Source organism: Streptomyces sp. NPDC036822 (assembly GCF_055609145.1).
Map to the genome: position 1 here is coordinate 15620 of NZ_JBVJPY010000015.1, position 23059 is coordinate 38678.

18 protein-coding genes are annotated in these 23059 nt (G+C 72.5%); 6 read left to right on the forward strand and 12 right to left on the reverse strand.

Annotated features, from left to right (window positions below):
• Positions 1–36 precede the first annotated feature (36 nt).
• The 10 genes from ACZ68P_RS27940 to ACZ68P_RS27985 all read right to left on the reverse strand — a co-directional run bounded on the left by ACZ68P_RS27940 (position 37) and on the right by ACZ68P_RS27985 (position 10674).
• Positions 37–1200 carry an LLM class flavin-dependent oxidoreductase gene (locus ACZ68P_RS27940; protein ID WP_471010920.1) on the reverse strand — a complete coding sequence of 388 codons (1164 nt, stop codon included), beginning with the start codon at positions 1198–1200 and terminating at the stop codon, positions 37–39.
• Complete coding sequence (locus ACZ68P_RS27945; protein WP_471010922.1) at positions 1197–2591, reverse strand: NtaA/DmoA family FMN-dependent monooxygenase; 1395 nt, start codon at positions 2589–2591, stop codon at positions 1197–1199. Before ACZ68P_RS27945 ends, ACZ68P_RS27940 begins: the two co-directional genes overlap by 4 nt.
• 19 nt (positions 2592–2610) lie before the next feature.
• On the reverse strand, positions 2611–3960 hold the full coding sequence (locus tag ACZ68P_RS27950; RefSeq protein WP_471010925.1) for an LLM class flavin-dependent oxidoreductase: 1350 nt from the start codon (positions 3958–3960) through the stop codon (positions 2611–2613).
• A gap of 166 nt (positions 3961–4126) precedes the next feature.
• On the reverse strand, positions 4127–5242 hold the full coding sequence (locus tag ACZ68P_RS27955) for an LLM class flavin-dependent oxidoreductase (RefSeq protein ID WP_471010928.1): 1116 nt from the start codon (positions 5240–5242) through the stop codon (positions 4127–4129).
• A gap of 109 nt (positions 5243–5351) precedes the next feature.
• Positions 5352–5915, reverse strand: a complete 564-nt coding sequence (ssuE, locus tag ACZ68P_RS27960) for an NADPH-dependent FMN reductase (protein ID WP_471010930.1) — start codon at positions 5913–5915, stop codon at positions 5352–5354.
• A gap of 62 nt (positions 5916–5977) precedes the next feature.
• Positions 5978–6961 carry an ABC transporter substrate-binding protein gene (locus ACZ68P_RS27965; protein ID WP_471010932.1) on the reverse strand — a complete coding sequence of 328 codons (984 nt, stop codon included), beginning with the start codon at positions 6959–6961 and terminating at the stop codon, positions 5978–5980.
• 80 nt (positions 6962–7041) lie between these two features.
• On the reverse strand, positions 7042–7806 hold the full coding sequence (locus ACZ68P_RS27970; protein WP_365716441.1) for an amino acid ABC transporter ATP-binding protein: 765 nt from the start codon (positions 7804–7806) through the stop codon (positions 7042–7044).
• Positions 7803–8867 (reverse strand): amino acid ABC transporter permease, encoded by a 1065-nt coding sequence (locus ACZ68P_RS27975; RefSeq protein WP_471011152.1) that lies wholly within the window; start codon positions 8865–8867, stop codon positions 7803–7805. The genes ACZ68P_RS27970 and ACZ68P_RS27975 overlap by 4 nt, the downstream gene beginning before the upstream one ends.
• Positions 8868–8908: 41 nt before the next feature.
• The gene (locus ACZ68P_RS27980) at positions 8909–9451 is read right to left on the reverse strand and encodes a GNAT family N-acetyltransferase (protein WP_471010934.1); all 543 of its coding nucleotides are present in this window, start codon (positions 9449–9451) and stop codon (positions 8909–8911) included.
• A complete protein-coding gene (locus ACZ68P_RS27985; protein WP_471010936.1) occupies positions 9448–10674 on the reverse strand; it encodes an LLM class flavin-dependent oxidoreductase in 1227 nt (408 codons plus the stop codon). Before ACZ68P_RS27985 ends, ACZ68P_RS27980 begins: the two co-directional genes overlap by 4 nt.
• A gap of 1024 nt (positions 10675–11698) precedes the next feature.
• On the opposite strand from ACZ68P_RS27985, the gene ACZ68P_RS27990 reads away from it, so the two are divergent.
• The 6 genes from ACZ68P_RS27990 (at position 11699) to ACZ68P_RS28015 (ending at position 17566) form a co-directional block, all read left to right on the forward strand.
• Complete coding sequence (locus ACZ68P_RS27990) at positions 11699–12805, forward strand: aliphatic sulfonate ABC transporter substrate-binding protein (protein WP_471010938.1); 1107 nt, start codon at positions 11699–11701, stop codon at positions 12803–12805.
• Positions 12806–13013: 208 nt separating this feature from the next.
• A complete protein-coding gene (locus tag ACZ68P_RS27995; protein ID WP_471010939.1) occupies positions 13014–13355 on the forward strand; it encodes a DUF5713 family protein in 342 nt (113 codons plus the stop codon).
• Positions 13356–13473: 118 nt separating this feature from the next.
• The gene (locus ACZ68P_RS28000) at positions 13474–14067 is read left to right on the forward strand and encodes an NAD(P)H-dependent oxidoreductase (protein WP_471010942.1); all 594 of its coding nucleotides are present in this window, start codon (positions 13474–13476) and stop codon (positions 14065–14067) included.
• Positions 14068–14371: 304 nt separating this feature from the next.
• Complete coding sequence (locus ACZ68P_RS28005; RefSeq protein WP_471010943.1) at positions 14372–16381, forward strand: ATP-binding cassette domain-containing protein; 2010 nt, start codon at positions 14372–14374, stop codon at positions 16379–16381.
• A gap of 82 nt (positions 16382–16463) precedes the next feature.
• Entirely contained in the window at positions 16464–17024 is a 561-nt protein-coding gene (locus ACZ68P_RS28010; RefSeq protein ID WP_471010945.1) for an NUDIX hydrolase, read from the forward strand.
• On the forward strand, positions 17021–17566 hold the full coding sequence (locus tag ACZ68P_RS28015) for an NUDIX domain-containing protein (protein ID WP_471010948.1): 546 nt from the start codon (positions 17021–17023) through the stop codon (positions 17564–17566). Before ACZ68P_RS28010 ends, ACZ68P_RS28015 begins: the two co-directional genes overlap by 4 nt.
• A 183-nt stretch (positions 17567–17749) precedes the next feature.
• Here the strand turns inward: ACZ68P_RS28015 and ACZ68P_RS28020 are convergent, their stop codons facing one another.
• Together ACZ68P_RS28020 and ACZ68P_RS28025 are read right to left on the reverse strand one after the other, a co-directional pair.
• The gene (locus ACZ68P_RS28020) at positions 17750–20884 is read right to left on the reverse strand and encodes a tetratricopeptide repeat protein (protein ID WP_471010950.1); all 3135 of its coding nucleotides are present in this window, start codon (positions 20882–20884) and stop codon (positions 17750–17752) included.
• The gene (locus ACZ68P_RS28025; protein ID WP_471010953.1) at positions 20885–22747 is read right to left on the reverse strand and encodes an HSP90 family protein; all 1863 of its coding nucleotides are present in this window, start codon (positions 22745–22747) and stop codon (positions 20885–20887) included.
• Positions 22748–23059: the final 312 nt, after the last annotated feature.

Here is a 23059-nt window from a genome sequence, read left to right on the forward strand (position 1 = left end):
GGGCGTACGCGGATGAGGAGGGCGGCAGCGGCGCTGTCACCTGCGCCGCCACTCCTCGGCCAGCAGCTCGTACGACCGCACGCGGTCGGCGTGGCCGTGGGTGATGGTGGTGATCAGCAACTCGTCGGCGCCGGTGGCTTCCTGGAGTTGTTCCAGTCGGTCCGCAACGTGTCCGGGTGTGCCGACGAACTGGGTGTCGACGCGGTCGGCGACGAGGGCCCGGTCCGCGTCGGTCCAGACGTGGGCGCGGGCCTGCGCGGGGGTGGGGAACTCGATGGCACCCTCGGCGCTGCGGATGCTGCGGACCCAGGGGGCGTAGCCGGCGGCGAGTTCGCGCGCGGTCGCGTCGTCCTCGGCGACGACGACGTCGGCGGAGACGCTGACATGGGGCTTGTCGAGGACGTCGGAGGGCCGGAAGGCGGCGCGGTATCCCTCGGCGGCCTCCAGTACGGAGGCGGGGCTGACGTGGTAGTTCGCGGCGAAGCGCAGTCCGCGCCGACCGGCCGTCTCGGCGCTCCGTCCGCCGCTGCTGCCCAGGATCCACACCTGGACGTCGGCTCCCTCACCGGGTACGGCGTGTGCCTCTATGCCGTCCGGGGAGCGGTAGGTGCCCGCGAGCAGGGCGAGGATGTCGTCGACCTGCTCGGCGTAGTCCTGCGGCTCGGCGTGCGGCTGCTGGAGCAGCCTCCGCTGGAGCGCGATGCGGGGGGAGCCGAGGAGATGCCCGAAGGAGAACGGGGGCGGGATGAGCAGCCCGTTGGGGGTGCGGCCGTCGACGACGGGCGTGATGGTGCGGGGCGGGGTCGGGGACGACGGTGGGGTGCGGTCGGGCGGCGGGGCGGCCGTCGGTGTGCTCGGGCGTCCGCCCGACCGACCGAGGCCCAGATCGAGGCGCCCGGGGTACAGCGCGTCGATCAGGCCGAACTCCTCGACGGTGGACAGCGCGGTGCGGTGCCCGAGCTGCACCGCGCCCGAGCCGAGCCGGATCGTCGAGGTGGCGGAGGCCGTCAGGGCGAGGAGGACCGCCGGCGAGGTGCCCGCGAGGCCGGGGTTGAGGTGGTGCTCGGCGAACCAGTAGCGGGCGTAGCCGAACCGCTCGGCCCGCCGGGCGAGGTCGACGGAGTTGCGCAGCGCCTCGGCGGCGGTGGAGCCGGACGGGATCGGGACGAGGTCGAGGACCCCGAGGGGGACGCCGGTCATGGGGTGAGGACTCCTGGGTGGGCGGTCGGTACGCGGCGGGCCCGGCCGGAGGGGTGGGCCAGGCCGAGGTGGTCGCGCAGGGTCGTGCCCTCGTAGTCGGCGCGGAAGACCCCGCGCTCCTGGAGCAGCGGTACGACCGTGTCGGCGAAGGCGTCGAGCCCTCCCGGGGTGATGTGGGGTACGAGGATGAAGCCGTCGGCGGCGTCGGCCTGGACGAACTCGTCGATGGTGCGGGCGACGGTGGCCGGGGAGCCGACGAAGGACTGACGGCTTCCGGTCTCGATGACCAGGTCGCGGATGGACCACTGGTGGGCGGCCGCGCGCTCGCGCCACTCCCGCGCCGTGGCCAGCGGGTCGCGGTACATCCGCACCTGCGCCCGGCCGCGGGCGATGGTGTGCTCGCCGACGTCGGGGTCGATGTCGGGGAGCGGGCCGTCCGGGTCGTACGCCGACAGGTCCCGGTTCCAGACGAATTCCAGGTGCTTGATCGCCGTCGCTCCGCTGACTTGCCGGCGGCGGACCTCCCGCGCCAGCTCTTCCGCCTCGGCGTCGGTGTCACCGAGGACGAAGGTCGCGGCGGGCAGGATCAGGAGGTGGTCGGGCCGGCGGCCGTACCGGGCCAGGCGGCCCTTGACGTCCGCGTAGAACGCCTGTCCCTCCGTGAGGGTGCTGTACCGGCTGAAGATCGCGTCGGCGTCGGCCGCCGCGAATTCCCTGCCCTCCTCGGAGTCACCCGCCTGGAAGATCACCGGACGGCCCTGGGGGCTTCGCGGGACGTCGAACCGACCCTCGATGTCGAAGTGCCGTCCCCTGTGGGCGAAGGCGCCGGCCTTCGCGTCGCGGAGGAAGACGCCGGCCGCCTGATCGGCGACGATCTCGTCCCCGTGCCAGGAGTCGAAGAGTTCGTGCGCCGTGGCCAGGAACTCCTCGGCCCGGGAGTACCGCTCCTCCTCCGGGAGGAAGCCGCCGCGACGGAAGTTCTCGCCCGTGAAGGCGTCCCAGGAGGTGACGACGTTCCACGCGGCGCGGCCGCCGGACAGGTGGTCGAGGGAGGCGAACTGGCGGGCCACCTCATAGGGCTCGTTGAAGGTGGAGTTGATCGTGCCGGTCAGGCCGAGGCGGTCGGTGACGGCGGCGAGCGCGGACAGGACGGTGAAGGTGTCGGGCCGCCCCACCACGTCCAGGTCGTGGATCCGGCCGCCCTGCTCGCGCAGCCGCAGCCCCTCGGCGAGGAAGAGGAAGTCGAACTTGGCACGCTCGGCGGTCCGGGCGAAGTGGGCGAACGAGCCGAACTCTATGTGGCTGCCGGCCTTCGGATCGCTCCACACGGTGGTGTTGTTGACCCCGGGGAAGTGGGCGGCCAGATGGATCTGCTTGAGCGGCTTGCTCATGGTCGTACGGTCCTCCGGCTCAGACGGCGGTGGCAGGGGCGGCGGGGGCGGGCTCGGGGGTGGAGGCGGCGGAGGGGGAGGCGGGCGCCTCGGTCTCCGCCTCCGCCGCCGCGGTCGAGGCGGGCGAGGTCGCCGCGTAACGGTTGGCGGGGCGGGGCAGTCCCAGCAGCTCCCGAAGGGTGTCGGCCTCGTAGGCGCGCCGGAAGACACCCCGGCGCTGCAGCTCCGGCACCAGTCCCCGGGTGATCATCGGGAGGTCGTGACCGACGACGGCCGGCCGCAGCCGGAAACCGGTCAGGCCGGCGGCGCCGAACTCCTGCAATAGATCGGCCAGTTGGGCGGGCGTACCGGTGAAGACGCGGGCGTCACCGGTGTAAGGACGGCCGGCGAGGGAGTCGAGACGGTCGCGGCGGGACACGGCGTCCGCGGGATCGTCGTCCAGGAAGACGACGAGGTCGCCGAAGAGTTGCAGCGGTTCGCCCGCTCGTCCCGCGGCGTCCTGCTCGGCCCGGACGGCGGAGACGATGCCACGGACGTCGTCGGTGTGGTGCGGGGTGACGAACCCGAGGTCCGTGGAGCGGCCGACCAGCCGGAACGGCGCCCCGGTCGGGTTCTCGTGGGCGAGCGCGCCCACCAGGGGCTGGCCCTGGGGTGGCCGGGGCGTGATGGAGGGGCCCTTGACGCTGAAGTACCGCCCCCGGAAGTCGATGTAGTGCAGCTTGTCGCGGTCGATGAACCTGCCGGTGGCGACGTCCCGGATCTCGGCGTCGTCCTCCCAGCTGTCCCAGAGGCGCCGCACCACGTCGACGTAGTCGGCGGCCTCGTCGAACAGGTCGTGGATCAGTCGCTGTACGGCGGGGTCATCGAACCGAGGCTCCCCCTCCTGCCCGTCGAGCACGGGGAGGGTGCGCCGTCCGAAGTGGGCCGCCTCGTCCTGCCGCGCGGACACCCGCACCCGCACGCCGGCACGGCCGGCGCTGACGTAGTCGAGGGTGGCGATCGCCTTGGACACGTGGAAGGGTTCGGTGTGGGTGGTGACGACCGTCGGCACCAGTCCGATGTGCCGGGTCAGCGGGGCGACGCGGGCGGCAACGAGCACCGCGTCCAGCCGCCCCCGCACCTGGTCGGTGCGCTCGTCCGCTTGCGTGGGGTGGGAGGACTGCAGGCCGAGGCCGTCCTCGAACGTCACGAAGTCGAGCAGGCCGCGTTCGGCCTCCGTCACCAGGTCGGCCCAGTACGAGGCGGTGATGAGCGCGCGCGGCCGGGCGGCGGGCTCGCGCCACGCGGCGGGATGCCAGCCCGCGCCGTCGAGCGCGACGGCGAGGTGCAGCGCGGAGGAGGAGGGGGAAGAGGACGAAGGGGTGGACACGGCGAGAACGCCTTCCTGATCGAACCGTAGCGGACCGTTCGGGCCCTGGGGGCCCGTGCCTCGGGCCGGAAGCCCGAGGGCTTGGGCCCGAGGACCCCGGGCCGGAAACCCATGTGCCATGAGGCTTGCGGCTTGCGGCTTGCGGCTTGCGGCTGGGGACGCGACCTCAGGCTGCGGCCCGTCGGCCGGGGTGGGCCCACAGGCCGCGCGCGGCCAGCCTCGGCAGGACGCCCTCCCCGAACCAGTACGCCTCCTCCAGGTGCGGGTAGCCGGAGAGGACGAACTCGTCGATGCCGAGCCGGTGGTACTCCACGATGCGCTCGGCGACCTCCTCGTGGTTGCCGACGAGCGCCGTGCCGGCACCGCCGCGCACCAGGCCGATGCCGGCCCAGAGGTTGGGGTGGATCTCCAGGCCGTCCGCGCTCCCGCCGTGCAGGGCGAGCATCCTCCGCTGTCCTTCGGACTCGCTGCGGGCCAGTCCGCTCTGGACGGTGCGGACGGTCTCGGGGTCGAAGCCGTCGAGCAGCCGTCGCGCCTCGGCCCAGGCCCGCTCGGAGGTGTCGCGCGTGATGACGTGCAGCCGGATCCCGAAGCGGACCCGCCGGCCTTCCTTCTCCGCCAGTCCCCGCACCCAGGAGATCTTCTCGGCGACCGCGGCGGGTGGTTCTCCCCAGGTGAGATAGACGTCCGCATGGCGGGCCGCCACTTCGCCGGCGGCTGGCGAGGAGCCTCCGAAGTAGACCTCGAGCACCGGGTCGGGCAGCCGGGTCAACTCCGCCTCCTCGACGTGGAGATGCCGGCCTTTCAGGGACACCGTCCCGCCCTGCCACAACCGCCGGACGATGTCGAGGAACTCGTCCGTACGGGCATAGCGGGCGTCCTTGTCGAGGAAGTCGCCGTAGGCACGCTGCTCACGGCTCTCGCCGCCGGTGACGACGTTGAGCAGGAGCCGCCCGCCGGTCTGCCGCTGGTAGGTGGACGCCATCTGCGCGGCGAGGGTCGGCGCGACGAAGCCGGGCCGGAACGCGACCAGGAACTTCAGCCGCTCGGTCTCACGGCTGACCATGGCCGTGGTCAGCCAGGCGTCCTCGCACCAGGCGCCGGTGGGGGTGAGAGCGCCCTCGAAGCCCAGGTCCTCGGCGGCGCGGGCGATCTGGGTGAGGTAGCCGACGGTCGGCGGCCGGTCGGAGCCGGCCGCCGGGACCACGGTGCCGTGACCGCCGCCGACGACATGCCGGCTGTCGCCGCTGGTGGGCAGGAACCAGTGGAAGGTGAGGCTCACCGGGTACACACCTTTCGTGAACGGGAGGGGTGGTGAGGTCCGTGTGCGCGGGGGCGAGGTCCCGGTGCGCGGTACGGGCCGGGGCGGGGGGGGCCGGAGTGTCTTCCGATCAGCCGGTGGCCGCGAGCAGGGCCGGGCGGGGGACGCCGCCCAGGGCGGCGGAGAACTGGTCGACGACCTGGGCCAGCGCCTCGGCGGTCCCGGAGGCGACGAGGAGGGTGCCGTCGTCGCCCACCGCGATGTCCTTGTCGAGCGTGAACCAGCCCGGGGTGATGTGCGTGGCTCCCATGGAGGCGAGGACCGGGCGCAGGGCGTAGTCGATGGCGAGCACGTGGGCCGTGGTGCCGCCGGTGGCCAGGGGAAGGACCGTCTTGCCCTCGAGCGCGTACTGCGGGAGGAGGTCGAGCAGGGACTTCAGGAGACCGGAGTAGGCGGCCTTGTACACGGGCGTGCCGATCACCACGCCGTCCGCCCGGGCGAAGAGCGCGGCGGCCTCGGCGATCGCGGGGTGGGTGACGTCGGCGCCCAGCAGCGCCTCGGCGGGCAGGGTGCGCACGTCCAGGGGGATCACGTCGTGTCCCTGGTCCGCGAGCCGTGCGTCGAGGTGGCGCAGCAGGCGGGCGGTACGGGAGGTGGCGGAGGGGCTCCCGGAGACGGAGAGAACGATGGCCATGGGAAATCCTTCGGGTTGCTGAGGCTTCGGAGCCGGTGGTGAGCGGGGTGGCGCGGGATGCGTTACGGCTTGGCCTTGGGCAGGCCGGGCGGGTTGATCTCCGACTTCCGCACGGCCTCGGCCGAGAGCCCCCAGCGCTCCAGGACCTTCGCGTACGTGCCGTTCGCGATGATCTCGTCGAGCGCGGCGGCGAGCGGCTTCACCAGTCCGCTGTCCTTCTTGGTGGTGGCCGCGATCAGGCCCTGGAGAGTGGCGCCCGCGCCGGAGTGCGTGCCGACGACCTCGGTCTTCCCGGTGGTGGCCACGTGGTAGGCGGCGACCGGGTTGGGGCCGAGGTAGAGGTCGATGCGGCCGGACTGGAGCGCGAGATAGGTGTCGCTGACGTTCTGGTAGTACGTGATGTCCACCGGCTTGCGGCCGGCCTTCTCGTTCTCCTTGCTCCACTCGACCAGCAGCTTCTCCTGGTTGGTCCCGGTGTCCACGGCGACGGTCTTCCCCGCCACGTCCGCGGGTCCGGTCACCTTCAGGCCGCCGCCCTTCTTCGCCTCGAAGGCCAGGTCGTCCTTGCGGTAGGTGGCGAAGTCGTACTTCTCCTTGCGCTCCTCGGTGACGGTGATGTTGCTGAAGCCGACGTCGTACTTGGCGCTGTCGAGGCCGATGAAGATGTTCTCCCAGGAGACCGTGTTGATGTGCGCCTTGAGGCCCAGGACATCGGCGACCAGGTGGGCGAGGTCGGGTTCGACGCCGATGACGGTCTTGTTGTCGGTGGCCCGGAAGGTCAGCGGCGCGGACGAGCCGGAGGAGTCGACGATCTCCAGGGTGCCTCTCTTGCGGATCTCCTCGGGGACCTGGGCCGCTATGGACTCCACCTTGCCCGTGCGGACGCGGTTCTGGTCCGGGCCCAGATTGATCTTCGTACGGGCTCCGGTCGTGGCCGCGACCTCGGTCGTACCGCCGTCCGAGGGGTTGGAGCAGGCGGCGAGGACGAGTGCGGTGGCGAGTCCGAGCGCGGCTGCGCCGGCGCGGCGGGCGAGAGGGACGGACACGGGCGTTCTCCTTGCGTGGGCGTGCGACATGAGGGGGTGGGGCCGGGTGGTCGGGAACCGCTCGCGGGCGTCGCGTCGGTTCAGAGGACCTTGGAGAGGAAGGCGCGGGTGCGCTCGTGCCGCGGGGCGTCCAGGACGGCGGCGGGCGGCCCCTGTTCGACGACGACTCCGTCGTCCATGAACACCACGGTGTCGGCGACCTCGCGGGCGAAGCCGATCTCGTGGGTCACGACGATCATGGTGGTTCCGGAGCGGGCCAAGTCCTTGATCACGTCGAGGACCTCGCCGACCAGTTCCGGGTCGAGCGCCGAGGTGGGCTCGTCGAAGAGCAGCACCTTGGGTTCGAGGGCCAGTGCGCGGGCGATGGCGACGCGCTGCTGCTGGCCGCCGGACAACTGGCGTGGATAGGCGTCCGCCTTGTCGGCGAGGCCGACCCGTTCGAGGAGCCGGCCGGCCGCTTCGACGGCGTCCTTGCGCGGGCGGCGCAGCGCGGCGACCGGGGCTTCGACCAGGTTCTCCCGTACGGTCAGATGCGGGAAGAGGTTGAAGTTCTGGAAGACGAACCCGATGTGGGTGCGTTGCCGCAGGACGTCCTTCTCCTTCAGTTCGTGCAGTCTGTCGCCGGAGCGGCGGTAGCCGATGAGCTCGCCGTCGACGCTGATCCAGCCGCGGTTCACCTTCTCCAGGTGGTTGATGGTGCGCAGCAGCGTGGACTTCCCGGAGCCTGACGGTCCGAGGATCACGGTGACCTCGCCGGCGCGGACCTGGAGGTCCACTCCGCGCAGTACTTCCAGGGGGCCGAAGCTCTTGTGGACGCCGTGGACGTCCACCATCACCTCGCTCATCGGGCTTCTCCCAGGGTCTTGAAGGGGCTCACGGGCTGATCGGGCCGAGCCGCCGCCGCGCGGAGGTTCCGAACGAGGCGCCGGACACGCTGGAGCGGGGTGAGCGGCGGTGTGCGGTCGGCGCCTCGGGCGAAGCGGCGTTCCACGTAGTACTGCGCGATGGAGAGGAGCGAGGTCAGGAGCACGTACCAGGCGGTGGCGACCAGCAGCAGCGGGATCACCCTGCCGTTGCGGCCGTAGATCACCTGGACCTGGTAGAACAGCTCGCCGATCGCCATGACATAGACCACCGAGGTGCCCTTGAGGAGGCCGATGATCTCGTTGCCGGCCGTCGGGAGGATGGCGCGCATCGCCTGCGGGAGCACGATCCGGCGGATCTGCCGCAGCCGGGGGATGCCGAGGGCGGCGGCCGCCTCCAGCTGTCCGTGGTCGACCGAGATGACTCCGCCGCGCACGATCTCGGCGGCGTACGCGGCCTGGTGGAGCGACAGTCCGATGAGGGCGGCGCCGATCGTGCCGATCAGGCTGTTGCTGTCGACGGACCAGAAGACCGGACCGAAGGGGATGCCGACGCCCAGCGTCTCGTAGAGGGCGCTCAGATTGAACCAGAACACCAGCTGGACGATCATCGGGATGGACCGGAAGATCCATATGTAGGACCAGGCGACGGTCTGCAGCACCGGGTTGCGGGAGAGCCGCATGAAGGCCAGGACGGTGCCGAGGAGGAAGCCGAGCGCGGTGGCGTAGGCGGTGAGCTGAAGCGTCACGCCGACGGCCTGGACGATCGTCTCGGAGAAGAAGTACGCCCCGAAGACGGACCACTCCCAGACCGGGTTGGTGGCGAGGCCGTGGGCGAACTGCAGGACCAGTACGGTCACGGCGGCGCCGGCGATCCACCGGCCGTAGTGGCGGGCGGAGACGACTCGGGGTGAGTCGGGCAGGCCGGAAGCGCCCGGGGCGCCGGCCGGGATCGCGGTCGTGACGTCGGCGGGGCGCGCGGCCGGCGCCGGGTCGCCCGTCCCGCGCGGGGCCGTGGCCGGGTCGTCGGTCACGAGACGCAGACGTGAGCGGACGCGGGAACGGGAGCGGACTCCGGGTGGGTTCACGGCAGGTTCACAGGGCGGGGGCCTTCTCCGGTACGCGCGCCGGGGCGGAGGTGCTTCTCGAAGGGCAGGACGCCGACGATCTCCGGGTCGGCGCTCGTGTCGAACAGCGGTGTGTAGCCGGTGGCCAGGTAGAGGCCACGCGCCTCGGGCTGCCGGGGACCCGTGGTCAGGTAGATGCGCCGGTAGCCCCGGTCGTCCGCCTCCCGCTCCAGCTCGGCCACGACCCGGCGGGCCAGTCCGCGTCTGCGGTGGGCGGAGTGCGTCCAGATCCGCTTCAACTCGGCGGTGGTCCCGTCGTACCGGCGGAACGCTCCGCCTGCGACCGGGGCCCCGCCCTCCAGGAGCAGGAGCAGGACGCCGCCGTGGGACGGAGCGAACTCCTCATCGGGATATCGGCCGAGTTCGGCCTGGGCGAAGTCGCCGTAGCGGGCCGTGTACTCGTCGCCGAGGCCGCGCAGCAGCGGGGCCACGCGCGGGTCGGAGACCGGGACCTGGACGACGGACAGCTCGGGGGCGCGGGAGTCGGGTGACGCGGTCATCGGTGGACCGCCACGAGCGGCTCGGGGCCGCCGGCCGACAGGTGCGCCGCGTCGCGCCCGGCTTCACGCGCGTCGGCGCGCGCGGCGTCACGCCGGGCATCGCGTTCGGCGTCGCCCTTGACGTCGCCCTTGGCATCGCGCTCGGCATCACGCTTGGCGACTTCCTCGCGGACGATCGGGATGACGTACCGCCCGAAGTCGATGGCGTCGTCGAGCAGGTCGTACCCGCGCGCCGAGAGGATGTCCACGCCGAGGTCGTAGTAGTCGAGCAGGGCCTGGGTGACCGTCTCCGGGGTTCCGACCAGGGCGTTGGAGTTGCCCGCGCCTCCGGTGGCGGCCGCGGTCGGCGTCCAGAGCGCCCGGTCGTACCGCTCCCCCGCCTCCGCGATGGCGATCAGTCGCTGCGAGCCGGCGTTCTCCGGTGCTCCCGCGCGGTGGTGGCGCACGAGTCCGGCTTCGCGGCGGGCGCGGATGGCGCCGACCGTACGGTGGGCCTTCTCCCACGCCAGTTCCTCGGTCGGGGCGATGATCGGCCGGAACGCCACCTGGATGCGGGGGACGTCGGTGCGGCCCGCGGCCTTCGCGGCGGCCTTCACCGCCTCGATCTGTTCCGCGGTCCTCGCCAGCGGTTCGCCCCAGAGGCAGTAGACGTCGGCCTCGGCGCCGCCCGCCTCGTACGCCGCGGCGGAGGAACCGCCGAAGGAGACGTTCGGCCGTGGCTGCTGGACGGGGAAGACGTCGCTGACGAAGTCGTGGAAGCGGTAGTACTCGCCCTCGTGGTCGAACGGCTCGTGGGTGGTCCAGATCTTCTTGACGATCCGGATGTACTCGCGGGTCCGTGCGTAGCGCTCGTCCTTGGAGAGGGTGTCGCCCTCGCGGCCCTGCTCGTGGTCGTTGCCCCCGGTGATGAAGTGGACGGTCAGCCTGCCGTCACTGATCCGGTCGAGGGTGGCGAACGTCTTGGCGGCGAAGGTCGGGTACGAGACGTTGGGCCGGTGGGCGAGCAGGATCTGCAGGGTGTCGAGCCTGCTCGCGATGAAGGCCGCGGCCGGCGCGGGGTCGGGCGATCCGGACCCGTAGGCGAACAGCACCCGGTCCCAGCCGTGCTCCTCGTGCGCCCGGGCGAGCCGGAGGGTGTACTGCTTGTCGAAGGCGGCGCCGGAGCGCGCGGTCGTTTCCGACCCGTCATGGGTGGCGGCGATGCCGAGGAACTCCACAGGCATGGGAGATGACCTTTCCTCACGTCCTCGTGTGCCGAGGGGTGGTGTGTCCGGAGGCGTGGCAGGCGGGCAGCACGGAGCTGCCCCCGGGCACGGTGGGTTGCGGTGGCCGTCCAGCTGAGGGCCGACGGGGCCGCGGGACGGGCAAGGCTGACGACGCCGGGGGCGGGGCCCGGGGCGGGGAGGGGTTACGGCAGCGCGTCCGCGCTCGCGGGACCGTCCGTACGCGGGTTCAGCGCGTGGGCGGGGCGGTGGGGCGAGGGGCGGGAGCGACCCGCGGCGACGGCGCCGAGGGAGAGGAAGGGCCGGTCAGGCGGCCCACTGCCGAGTCAGGCGCAACACGCCGCGGACCACACCCGACCGAAGTCGATGTGGTCACGGGTGACCAAGCGCCGCTCAGCAATCATGCGAACACTTGAGCATTACTCGCGCTTCCCGTCAACCGGCGCCCGGATGCCGGACCGGCGCCAACCCGGGTCGCCCTGACTGTGGTTGCGCCCCCGCCACAGGCCCCGCGACACCCGGGCCCACCTCACCTGTCTCGTATGGCGAGATGATTGAGTCCATCATGCGAACACCCTCTTGGGGTGGCGGCCTCCTTCTGTCACGATCCCTATCAACCAGGTAGGAGAACTAGGGATAAGGGGGGGTGGCCATGGGAACGCTCGACCGCGCGAAGCCGTCGTCGCCCCTCCTGGCCTCGCGTCGTCACATCGACCTCGGCCGCGCGTCCAGTGCCCTCTGTCGGCCCTTCTGACGCCTCCGTCCCCGCACTTCTCCGCACCACCACCGCGCCCTCGCTCCGCCCTCGCGGGCGGATCCCGCACGTCCACGGCCGCGTACACCCCGCTCGTTCCGCTCTCCCGCCCTCGATGACGGCATGCCCGCCCCCTGCGCGTGTGCCTGCCTCCGACGGCCGGGGAGTGGAGGGCCGGGGCAGCCGGGTCGCGCCGAGAAGCGGTTCGTCCCGCACCTCCCTGTCTCCCTGATCGCTCACCGATCACCGATCCGCCCGAGAGGACACTCCGTGTCTGCCGCAAGACCGCTCACCACCCTGCGTACCCTCGCCGCCGTAGCCGCGCTTCCCCTTCTGCTGACCGCCTGCGGCTACGGCTCGGAGGGCTCCGACGACGCCGCGCAGCCCAAGGTCGCGGTGGACGCCGAGAAGCTCTCGTCCGACAAGGTGCGGCTCGGTTACTTCCCGAACCTGACGCACGCGACGGCCCTGGTGGGCGTCCAGGAGGGCATCCTCCAGAAGGAACTCGGCGGCACCACCATCACGGCGTCCACCTTCAACGCCGGCCCGTCCGAGATCGAGGCGCTCAACGCCGACTCGATCGACATCGGGTTCATCGGCCCCTCCCCCGCGATCAACGGCTACACCAAGTCCAAGGGCAAGAACCTGCGCATCGTCGGGGGTTCGGCCTCCGGCGGCGTGAAGCTGGTGGTGAACCCGGACAAGATCAAGACCCTGGACGACCTCAAGGGCAAGAGGATCGCCACCCCGCAGCACGGCAACACCCAGGACGTCGCCTTCCTCAACTGGATCTCCGAGAAGGGCTGGAAGGTCGACGCCCAGAGCGGCAAGGGCGACGTCTCCGTGGTCCGCACGGACAACAAGGTGACCCCGAACGCCTACACCTCCGGCGCCATCGACGGCGCCTGGGTGCCGGAGCCGACCGCCTCGAAGCTGGTGAGCGAGGGCGCGAAGGTCCTGCTCGACGAGTCGACGCTGTGGCCCGACAAGAAGTTCGTGATCACGAACATCATCGTGTCGCAGAAGTTCCTCGCCGAGCACCCGGACGTCGTCGAGGCCGTCCTGCGCGGTGTGGTGAAGACCAACGCGTGGATCAACGCCAACCCGGACAAGGCGAAGGCGTCGGCGAACGCCAAGCTCAAGGAGCTGACGGGCAAGCCTCTGGGCGCCAAGGTGATCGACGCCGCCTGGCCGTCGATCCGGTTCACCAACGACCCGCTGGCCGCCACGCTCCAGGCCCAGGCGGACCACGCGGTGAAGGCCGGCCTCCTCAAGCAGCCCGACCTGAACGGCATCTACGACCTGAAGCCGCTCAACAAGGTCCTCAAGGCCGCGGGGCAGCCCGAGGTCGCCGACGCCGGGCTCGGCGTCAAGTGATTCCCGTGCGCACGAGGGCAGTCCACTCGTGACGCACGCGCATCGGAGCGTGTTCGCCCAAGCGACTGCGGTGACGTGAGCTCACCGAATGCGCCTGCACCGACGCGCCGGCCGGAGCCCCTCAGGAGGGGCGCCGGCCGGCGCGTCGTCCTGTCAGTGGTGGGGTGCAGGATCGGCACCACGGTTCCTCCACAGGAAGGGCATCACCATGCCGGTCACCAACCAGCGGATAGCGGGGCACGCGTTTCTGCGGCACCTGTACGCGGACACGTACTACCCCGATCACGTACTCGAGAAGGGCCGGGCGATCCTGCTGCGGCTGTGCGAGAGGATCGAGGCAGGGCAGCCCGCGGACGTGACCGCCCTCTACGCGCTCACCCATGCCGCGACGGAGGAGTTCAACGACCTGGAGGCGGAGTTCGAGGCAGCCGGGAGTGAGATCGAGACGGTCGCCCGGGAGGAGATCGCCGAGGACTTCTGGTTCGTCGCGTCGGCCTACGGTTTCGAGGACGCCGATGTGGAGGAGCTGATCGCCCCCCGGGAGTGGTGAGCGCCGGCGGGAGGCCGTCGCGGCAACGACGCTCGGAGCGGTTCGGCCGACCGCATGACAGACGGCCGCTCGAAGCCGTCTGCTGGTGATCAGCTACGGAAGATCAACTGGGGGAATCATGCGCACAGGGGTCTATCTCGCTCACCCGCGCCCGGGGAGTTTCAACCACGCCGTGTTCGACGCCGTCGTGGAGGCACTGCGCGCACGAGGATCAGAGGTGGTGGCGCACGACCTGTACGCGGAAGGGTTCGGACCCCTGCTCTCCGCCGACGAGACGGAGACCGTCGGGTCGTCCGCCCACTCCCACGACGCGCACGTGGCGCGGCACCGCGCCGAGGTGGCCACGCTGGATGCCATGGTGTTCGTCCACCCCAACTGGTGGGGCATGCCGCCCGCGGTGCTCACGGGCTGGATACAACGCGTGCTCGCGCCCGGGGTCGCGTACAAGCTGGAGACGGCGGAAGGCGAACCCGCCGGGCTCCTGAAGGCCGGCCGGGCTCTCGTGCTGAACACCTCCGACACCCCCGCCGACCGGGAGGCGAGCGAGTTCGGCGACCCGCTGCAGAGCGTGTGGTCGGCGTGCGTCCTGCCCTACGTGGGGGTCTCCGACGTCCGCCGGGTCGTCTTCCGGACCGTCACCGGGTCGTCTTCCGAGGAACGCGCGACCTGGCTGGCCGAGGCGCGCGAGCAGGCGGCCGCGCTCCTGGCGTGACACGCGGCGCTCGGCACGGGCCGCCCGTGCCCTGAGGCGTGGAACACCACCTGTCCGACCGCTCCGGCGAGGCATCGGCGTTTCGGCCAACTGCGCTGTGCGACACGGACCTTGCCCGGTAAGGGTCCGTGTATCGAGCAGCCTCGCCCGCGCGCTCTGTCACGCGGTTCGCACCCCGACCGAAACACGTGTGTTCGAAATGCGGGGACCTCTCGTTGACCTCCACAACAGCCTGACGGCTCCCTCCAGGAGGTCCTCATGTGCCCCTCGCCCGCCCTTTCCGCCCGCCCACGAGGTGGGCGGCATGAGTGACGCCATCCGTACCGAGGCCGCGGACGTCACGGTTCCGGCGCCACGGAACGCTCCGCTCCCTCTTCCGCCCCGGGCCCTGCCGAGCGGTTCCCCGGGCGAGGACATCGCCGAGGAGATGGAGGAGACGTACTGGTCCGTCCACGACGGAGCCTCCGCCGAGGCGACGGTACGCCAGGTCCTCGTCCGGCTGCCCCGGATCACCCGGCGGATCGGCCGGCTCGCCTGGCGGGCCGACCGGCGTGCGACGGCCGCGGTGGTCGTCTGCCAGCTGGGTTCGGCGGCGATGACCGCGTTCGGCCTGATCGCGGGCGTCGCCGTGCTGCGGGAGCTGTTCGCCCAGGGGCCGACTCCCGACCGGGTGCGCGCCGCCGTCCCCCAGGTGCTGCTCGTGGTCGGGTTCCTCGCCGCGCGGGCCCTCGCGGAGGCCACGCTCGCGGTGGCGCAGGCGCGGGTCACCCCCAAGATCAGGACCGCCCTGGAGAGCGAGTTCTTCCGGCTGACGGCGCACGTGCGCCTGGAGGCGGTGGAGGACGCCGACTGGCACGACGAGGTATACCGCGCGAACGACCGCGGCCTGTTCTACGCCCGGCAGATCGTCGCCCAGGTGGTCTCCCTCGCCTCGGCCCTCCTCAGCCTGGCCGGCACCATCGGGGTCCTCGGCGTCCTCCACCCCGCCCTGCTCCCCCTGCTCCTGTTGTCCGTCCTCCCCGTCGGCATGGCGGCCGTCCACAGCGCCCGGGCCAGATTCCACTCCTTCAAGCGCTGGAACGCCCTCCAGCGGCGCGTGCGCGTGTTCTCGTGGCTGCTCCTCGACCAGGACGCCGCCGCCGAACTCCGCTCCGACACGGCGCAGGGCGCGCTCCTGGAGGAGCACCGGCGCCTGATCACCCGTATCGCCGAGGAGGACACCCGTCTGGGGGTGCGGGCCGCCCTGCTCCATCTGACCGGGCGCGGAATCGGCGGTCTCGGTACCGGGATCACGTACGGCGCCCTCGCCGCCATGCTGATCGCCGGCTGGCTTCCGCTGGCCGCCGGCGCGGGAGCGGTCCTCGCCGTCCAGGTCGGACAGACCTCGCTCACCCGGCTCGTGGAGGTCGCGCACCTGCTGTACGAGCACGCGATGTGGGTCGACGACCTCCTGGCCGTCCAGGAACGCTGCCGGGGTCTCCAGCAGCGCACCTCCGACGTGCACGCCCCGGAGCGGGTGAAGACCATCAGCCTGGAGCAGGTCTCCTTCACCTACGCCGGGCAGGACGCCCCCGCGCTGAACGGGGTGTCCCTCACGCTCAGCGCCGGCGAGACCGTCGCGTTCGTGGGGCTCAACGGCTCGGGCAAGAGCACCTGCGCGAAGATTCTCGCCGGGCTGCACGACGTCCAGCAGGGCCGGATGTACTGGGACGGTGTGGACGTACGCACCATGGACGCGCGGTCACTGCAACAGCGGGTCGCCTGCGTCCTCCAGGACCCGGTCCGCTTCCCCTTCAGCGCCCTGTCGAACGTGACCGTCTCCACGGGCAGCCTCACGGAGGCGGATCCCGGACGGGCCCTCGCCGCCGTGAGGGCCGCGGGCGCCGACCGGGTCATCGAGGCGCTTCCCGGGCAGTGGGAGGCGCTGCTCTCCAAACGCTTCCGCGGAGGACAGGAACTCTCCGGCGGCCAGTGGGCCAAGATCGCCGTCGCCCGTGGGCTCTACAAGGGCGCGGCCCTCCTCCTGCTCGACGAGCCGACCGCGAGCATGGACCCGCCCTCCGAACACGCCGTCTACGAAGCGGTGCTGCGCGGGCGGCCGCGCGAGGACCAGATCACCGTCCTCATCTCCCACCGGCTCGCCAGCGTCGTCGACTGCGACCGCATCTACGTCTTCGACGCCGGCCGCATCGTCGAGTCCGGCTCCCACGACCACCTCATGGCTCTCGACGGCGCCTACGCCCGGATGTTCACCCTCCAGGCCGGCGGCTACCGGCCCCGCGGCGCGGCACCCGACGAAGGAACCACCTCATGACGGCCACCCCGTCCCGGCCGGACGCCACCGTCCGGCGAGGCGCCTCGTGAGTGGGGGCGGGCGGCATACCGAGCCGCTGGATGTGCATCTGATCGCACGCCGCGAGGGGGTACGGGGTGCGGAGGTGCTGTTGTCGCGGCGGGCCGGGGACGCGTACGCCGCCGGGATGTGGCACCTGCCGTCGGGGCACCTCGACGGGCCGGAGGAGGACGTCGTCACCGCTCTCGTCCGGGAGACGCGGGAGGAGACGGGGCTCGGCGTGGATCCGGCCGATGTGCTCGCGGCCGTCACGGTGCACCACCGGGGGCCGGGCGGGAGGGCGCGCGTCGGGTTCTTCTTCGAGGTGCTTCGCTGGCAGGGCGTCCCGGGTGTCATGGAGCCGGACGTGTGCGACGCCATGCGGTGGTTCGCCTTCGACGGCCTGCCGGAGCCGATGGTCGCCTACTGCCGGGCCGGTCTCGACGCCTACCGGGCCGGGGCCCGGATCGCGGTGCACTTCCAGGAACCAGGGGACGCCATCGCGTACGACGCGGCGGCGGACCGGCTGCGCCTCGTGGCCGACGGTCCACGGGGCGGGCAACCGCCGCGCGCGGTGGAGGAGTTCCGCGCGCAGAAACACCGAGAGGAAGAGGAACGGACATGAGCGAGACGTGGCTGCCGCCCGAGGAGTACGCGAAGATGCTGCCGAAGGCGTCCCTTTTCGGCAGCGTCTTCTTCACCGACCAGGCGGACCGGCCCCTGCACCTCCATGCCGTCTACAGCTCCGAGCACCCCTGGCAGTGGCCCGGCGGAACGGCCGAGCCGGGCGAGCGGCCGTGGGACACGGCCCGGCGGGAGACCTTCGAGGAGACCGGTCTGCCGGTGCCGGGTCCGGCGCGGCTGCTGGCGGCGGTCTTCGGGCTGCCCGGAGCCGGGTGGCCGCTCGCGACCGCGGGATACGTGTTCGACGGCGGGCGGCTCACCGATCGGCAGATCGCGCGCATCACCCTCGCGCCCGAGGAGCACGACGAGTTCCGGGTGCTGCCATGGGAGGAGTGGAGGCCGCTCATGCCGACGCGCGACTTCGACCGGCTCACCGCCGTCATGGAGGCCCGCAGGACCTGCACGACGGCCTACTTCGACACGTGGGACTGGGACGACGAGCCGGTGTCCCCGCTGCCGGGCGCCGAGGGAGCTGCGCGATGAGGCACCCCCGCGACGAGCGCCGGGTCCCGCTCCGGAGCCGCCGTGCCGGAGCGGGGTGCGTCGGGGCGGCGTTCGCCTGAGCGGCCGTGCCGGGCAGCCGGGGGGCTTCCTCCCCGGCGGCCCGAGCGCGGAGGCGCGCCGCGGCGCCCTCGACCCCCGCGGTCATCCGCAGGGGCCGGGGGCCTAGCGGTTCAGATAGTCCTGCCGCAGGGCGTCGAGGATCTCGGCGGCCTCGGGAAGCTCCGCCTTGCGGCAGCGCGCCGCCGCCGTCGTGAGGCGGGCGATGGCCTCCTTGACGCGGTCGAGGCCGTTGCCCTCGATCAGGGCCGCGATCCGGACCGCTTCCGCACGCGGCACCTCGCCGTGTTCCCCGCCCTGTTCGTGTGCGGCGATCGCCGCCTCCGCCTCGGCCAGGGCCTCCGGGAAGCGTTCGGCCTCCGCCAGGACGCGGGCCCGGCGGTAGTGCACCGTGCCCGCCTCGTACCAGGGCACGAATCCCTCGGCGTTCTCCGGCACGGCCGCCCGGATACCGTCGGCCTGCTTCAGGTGGTCCAGTGCGGTGTCGAGGCCGTCGGCTCCCCGGGACAGCATGGTGAGGCGCGCGAACTCGCACATCATGTGCGCGATCAAGGACGGGTTCGGTGCCTCGGCGTGGGACGCGACGGCGCGCGCAAACGCCGTGGCGGCCGCGTCCCAACGGTCGGCCATCGCCAGTGTGGTGGCCGCCTCTGCCGCCACCAGCGTGTGGACGACCCGGTCGTCAGGCCACCCGGCGACGGTGTCCGCGAGGCGCAGGAACTCCTCGGCCGCCGGCAGGTACTCCTCCAGCTCCCGCAGTCCCCGCGCCAGCGACAGCCGCGTCTGCGCGAGCACCCGCTCGTCGAGGCCGGAGGACGTCTCGTCGGACAGGACGGATTCCAGTACGGCGACGGCGTCGGCCTGCTGACCCGTGCGGGCCAGGACGTCGGCCAGCTGGAGCCGCACGTCGGTGGCCTCGTCGTGCGCCCCGGCCTGGTCGAACCGTGCGGCGGCCTCGGAGAGGTGCCGCACCGCGCCGCCGGTGTCCCCGAGGTGCGAGGCGGCGTGGCCGAGCAGCGCGTACGTGGGCGCCAGCGGGAACCCCGTGTCGTCGTGGCGGACGGCGTCGGCGATGGCCTGGTGCAGCAGCTCCACCGCCTCCGCCGGCTCGTTCTTGGCCAGCAGCATCTGGGCGAGCAGGGCGCGCGGGCGCGATCCGCGCCAGGGCCGGCCGGCGGCCTCGATGTCCTTCAGCGCCGCGCGCAGCTCGGTCTCGGCGCTCGCCACGTCACCACGCCGGCCGGCCATGTCGGCGACGAACTGCCGCGCGGCGGCGACCTGATGGGGGACGGACAGGCGCTCCGCCTCACGGCGCAGCCTCCCGGCCTGCTCGTCGAACCGCTCGACGGCCGAGTCGGTGGGCTCGGGCAGTTGTGCCAGCACTCCCTGGTAGGCGGCGAACGTGCAGGAGTACAGCACGCCGAGGTACTCCCGTACGCGCTCCGCCGCCCTCTCGGCCAGGGACTCCGGCTCCCCCTCCCCCGGGTTCTCGCCGGTCAGCGGAGCCTGGGTCGTGAGGAGTTCCACCGCGCGCAGCGCTTCGTCGAGGCCGGCCCTGATCGTGTCCCGCACCGCGCCGTCCGTGGCCGGGACCGCGTCGGAGATCCCGGCGTCCGTGCCCTCGGCACCCTCGGCGCTGCCGGTCCCTTCGGTGTGCGCGGCGCTGTCGGTGCCTTCGATGCCGGCCTCGCCCTCCGCGCCGTACGGGCCGTCGTCGGGGGCCACCTCCCAGGCGAAGGCACGCGTGCGAGCGGAGAGGGCGTGCCAGGGCATGCCGACCCGTTCGAACAGCTCGGCCGCCCGCTTCAGCTCGGTGATGCTCTCGGCCTCGACGTCCTCCTGCGAAAGCCGGTAGGCCCGGTGCGCGGCCAGCTCGGCGCGGAGAAGGTCCTCCGGGCCGAGCCGCTCGTCGTGCGGGGTGTTCGCCTCGGCCAGGCGCTCGGCGACACGGCTCCAGAGCCTGCTGCTGCCCGGATGGCCCTCGGCCGACAGGCGCCGTGCCTCGCGTACCAGCGGGACGAAGTCCTCCGGGATCTCCGGCCCGGCGGCGGCCGCGGCGGCCGCGGCGGCGGTGACGGCGGGGACCGCCGTCCGCTTCCCGGCCGCGGTCGGGCGCGGGACGGTGGTCCGCAGTCCGAGCGGCAGCGGCTCGTCGAGCAGCGGGGTCCGGGCGAGGCGCGCCTTGCGGTGGTCCCCGACCGCCGTGGTGCCGTTGCGGGCGTCGAACGCGGCCGCGAGCCGGTCCGTCTCGGCCCGGGCGTGGGCGAGGAGCGCCGCAGCGGTCCAGTTCCGTCCGGGCGGGCCGGCGACGGCGGTGTCGGCGTGCCCGTCGTCGAGGAGACGGGCCAGCAGCACCTCGACACCGGTGAGGAAGCCCAGGCGGGCCAGCGGAGCGCCGGCCGCCTCGAACAGCGGCCGGTTCTCCGCCAGGATCTCCAGTCCGCGCCCCTCGTTGCGCGAGAGGGCGCAGAACTCCAGGTGGAGTCCGACCTCCTCCTGCATGCCCGTGTTGCCACGGACCCGCCGGTAGCCGGTGAGGTGGTGGGAGCGGGCCTCGTCCCATCGGGCCGCGTCCGCACGGCCCGTGCGCAGCAGCGGCAGCAGGGCGCGCGCCTGGCTCATCTGCGGTTCCTCGGTGCAGCCCATGGCTCCGTCGAGGACCGGTCGCCAGCTCGCGAGAGCCGCGGCGTCGTCGCCCGATGTCATCCGGTGCCAGGCGAAGTGCCGGGTCTCGCAGGCCTCGCAGTCGCTCAGTTCGGTACGGGGCCGGGTGGCCCACAGGTCGTAGGCGGTGTCGGTGCCGACGCCGGTGTGGGCGGCCACGTGGTAGCGCATCGCCGCCACCGGCTGCATGCCGTGCCCGGCCTTCTCGTAGCGGGTGCGCATCTGGTCGATCCAGCCGTGGATCGTGGCCAGGGGCACTTCGGGCACCTGCAACAGGGACGTCGTCACCCACTTGAAGCGCCAGAAGACCTGGTGGGCCTCCCACTGGCTGAAGGCCTCGGGTGCGGTGTCCCACAGCTTGAGGAGGCGGGCGAAGGTGACGGGCGACTTGCGGTGCTCGCCGGTGAACTCGTACGCCGACATCAGTTCCAGCAGGGCCGTGACGAGGACGTCGTGCTTGTCGAAGGGTTCGGCGGCCTCGACCAGTTCCTCGGCGGTGATGGTGCGCTGCAGGCCGTGGGGGCGGTCGTGGTTCTCGCGCAGTGCCTCGACCACGGCCTCGGGGGTGTCCAGCATCTACAGTTCCTTCCGGGGCTCGGAGCCGGGTTCCGCCGTGCCGGAGTGGTGCATGGCGTGGGTGAGCAGGCCGATGAAGGCCCGGTTGAGCAGGGCGCTCTCGCTCGCCCGGAGCGGGCGGCGGCTGAGCAGCAGCGCCTGGCCGTAGAGGGCCTCGGCGGTCGTCACGGCGAGGCCGCGTTCGGTGATCGTGATCGCCTGGCGGACCAGCGGGTTGAGGTGGTTCAGGACGAGCTGGGCCCGCGGGGTCTCGTTGCGCAGGGAGCCGAGGATGTCGGCCCACAGTCCGTCGCTGTCGGCGGCCAGGCCGGCCCTGGTCCGCTCGTGGCGGGCCTCGCGGTTGTCGAGGAGGAGCGCGGGCGCGGTGACCGGCTGGAAGTCGCGCAGGACGACATCGCAGTCGTGGACGCCGATTGTCTCCCGTGCCACGGCGAGGAAGGCTGCCGCACGCAGTTCCGCGGTCGGGTCCACGGCGTCGAGATGCGCGGTGACGGTGGCGGGGTCGAGGTCGGTGACGGACGTGCCGGGCCGGATCTCGGGCAGCCGGAGCACGAGGTCGCGGTCGTAGGTGTAGCCGCCGTTGACGACGCCGAGGCCGGCGGCCGCGGCGATGGGGGCGACCTGGCGGAACTCCTCCACGCTGCGCGTGACCAGGAGGGTCGGGTGCGTCCGCGCGAACTCCTCGAGCGTGACGTTGCCGTCGGTGGTCTCGAACGGCAGCCACGGCAGCACGATGCGCAGCAGCTCGTCGTCGTAGCGGGCGAGCGCCTTGACCGCGAGGTGGTGCGTGTCGATGAAGCGGTGCAGCAGGGACGGGTCGCTGGCGGCGAGTCCGGTGAGCCAGTCACGGATCCGTTCGCCCAGGGCGTCGCGTACGGCGGACAGGGTGCCGTCCTCGTACAGCGCCTCCCGGGACGCCGTCGGACGCAGGCTGGTGGTGTCGACCACGCAGCGGACGAAGAACGCCCAGTCCGGCAGCAGTTCGGGCGCCTGGTCGGTGAGCAGCATCCCCTTGAGGTGCACCCGGTGCCCGGCGCGCTGCGCCGGGGAGACGGCCGTGGGCAGGACGTAGGCGACGCCGCGCAGTCCTGCCGCCGGGAGGTCGAGCTCGATGGTGTCGAGGGGGGTGAAGTCGAAGAGGCCGCGGCAGTACGCGGTCATCGACTCACGGCGGGCGAGCGGGGAGCGGTGGGTCTGCTCCCACGGGGGCGTCTCGTTGACCCGGTGGGTCTCGCCGCGAGGGCCGACGACGGTGACCTCGTGACGGAGGAGGCCGCCGTAGTGCCGGGCGAGGGAGACGACCCGCTCCGGGCTCGTCCATTCGGCGTTGTCGGCGCGCGGGACGAGGCGGACGGTGGTGCCCGGTTCGGGCACGGCCGAGGCGGGCAGGGTGCGGATCGTGTAGCGGCCGTCCGAGTGGCCGCGCCACTCGACGGCGGGCGCCGCAGGGTCGGCGGCGGAGCGGCTGAGCACGGTGATCTCGTCGGCCACGACGAAGCAGGCGAGCAGGCCGATGCCGAACTGGCCGATGAACTCGCCTCGGGCGGCGTCCAGCCCGGCACCGTCCAGGGCGCCTTCGGCGGTCCGCTTGGAGCTGCGGCCGATGGTCGCGAGGAAGCGGTGGACGTCGGCCTCGGTCAGACCGATGCCGGTGTCCGTGACGGTGAGGGTGTCACCGGTGCGCACGGTGATGGTGGCGGGCGCGCCGGGCGTGGCGGCCTGCCGTGCGGTGATGGCGTCGACGGCGTTCTGCAGGAGCTCGCGCAGGTAGACGCGAGGGCTCGAGTAGAGGTGGTGCGAGAGCAGGTCGACGAGGCCGCGCAAGTCGACCTGGAAGGAGTGAGTGGTCTCGGAGTGAGGCACCTGGCGCAGTCTTTCGGTGGGCGCTCCCGCCGTGTGAGCGAGCGGGGGCGGGAGCGGGGGCGGACGGAAGCGGTACGGAGGTACGGAGGTACGGGGCCGACGGCGAGGCAGACGGACGGGCCGACGGCGACGCCGCGCTCTGACGGACGGGGCGGTCGAAGCCGCGTACGGTCACGGCCGCCGACCGCGTCGGATCCGGGGTCCGGACACGTGCGCGCGGGACGGACGGTCGGGGCGTGAGGCCGTCGACGGGCGGTCACGGTGTGCGGTTCGATCGCGGTGGCCGATGACGCGGTGGCCGATGCCGCCGAC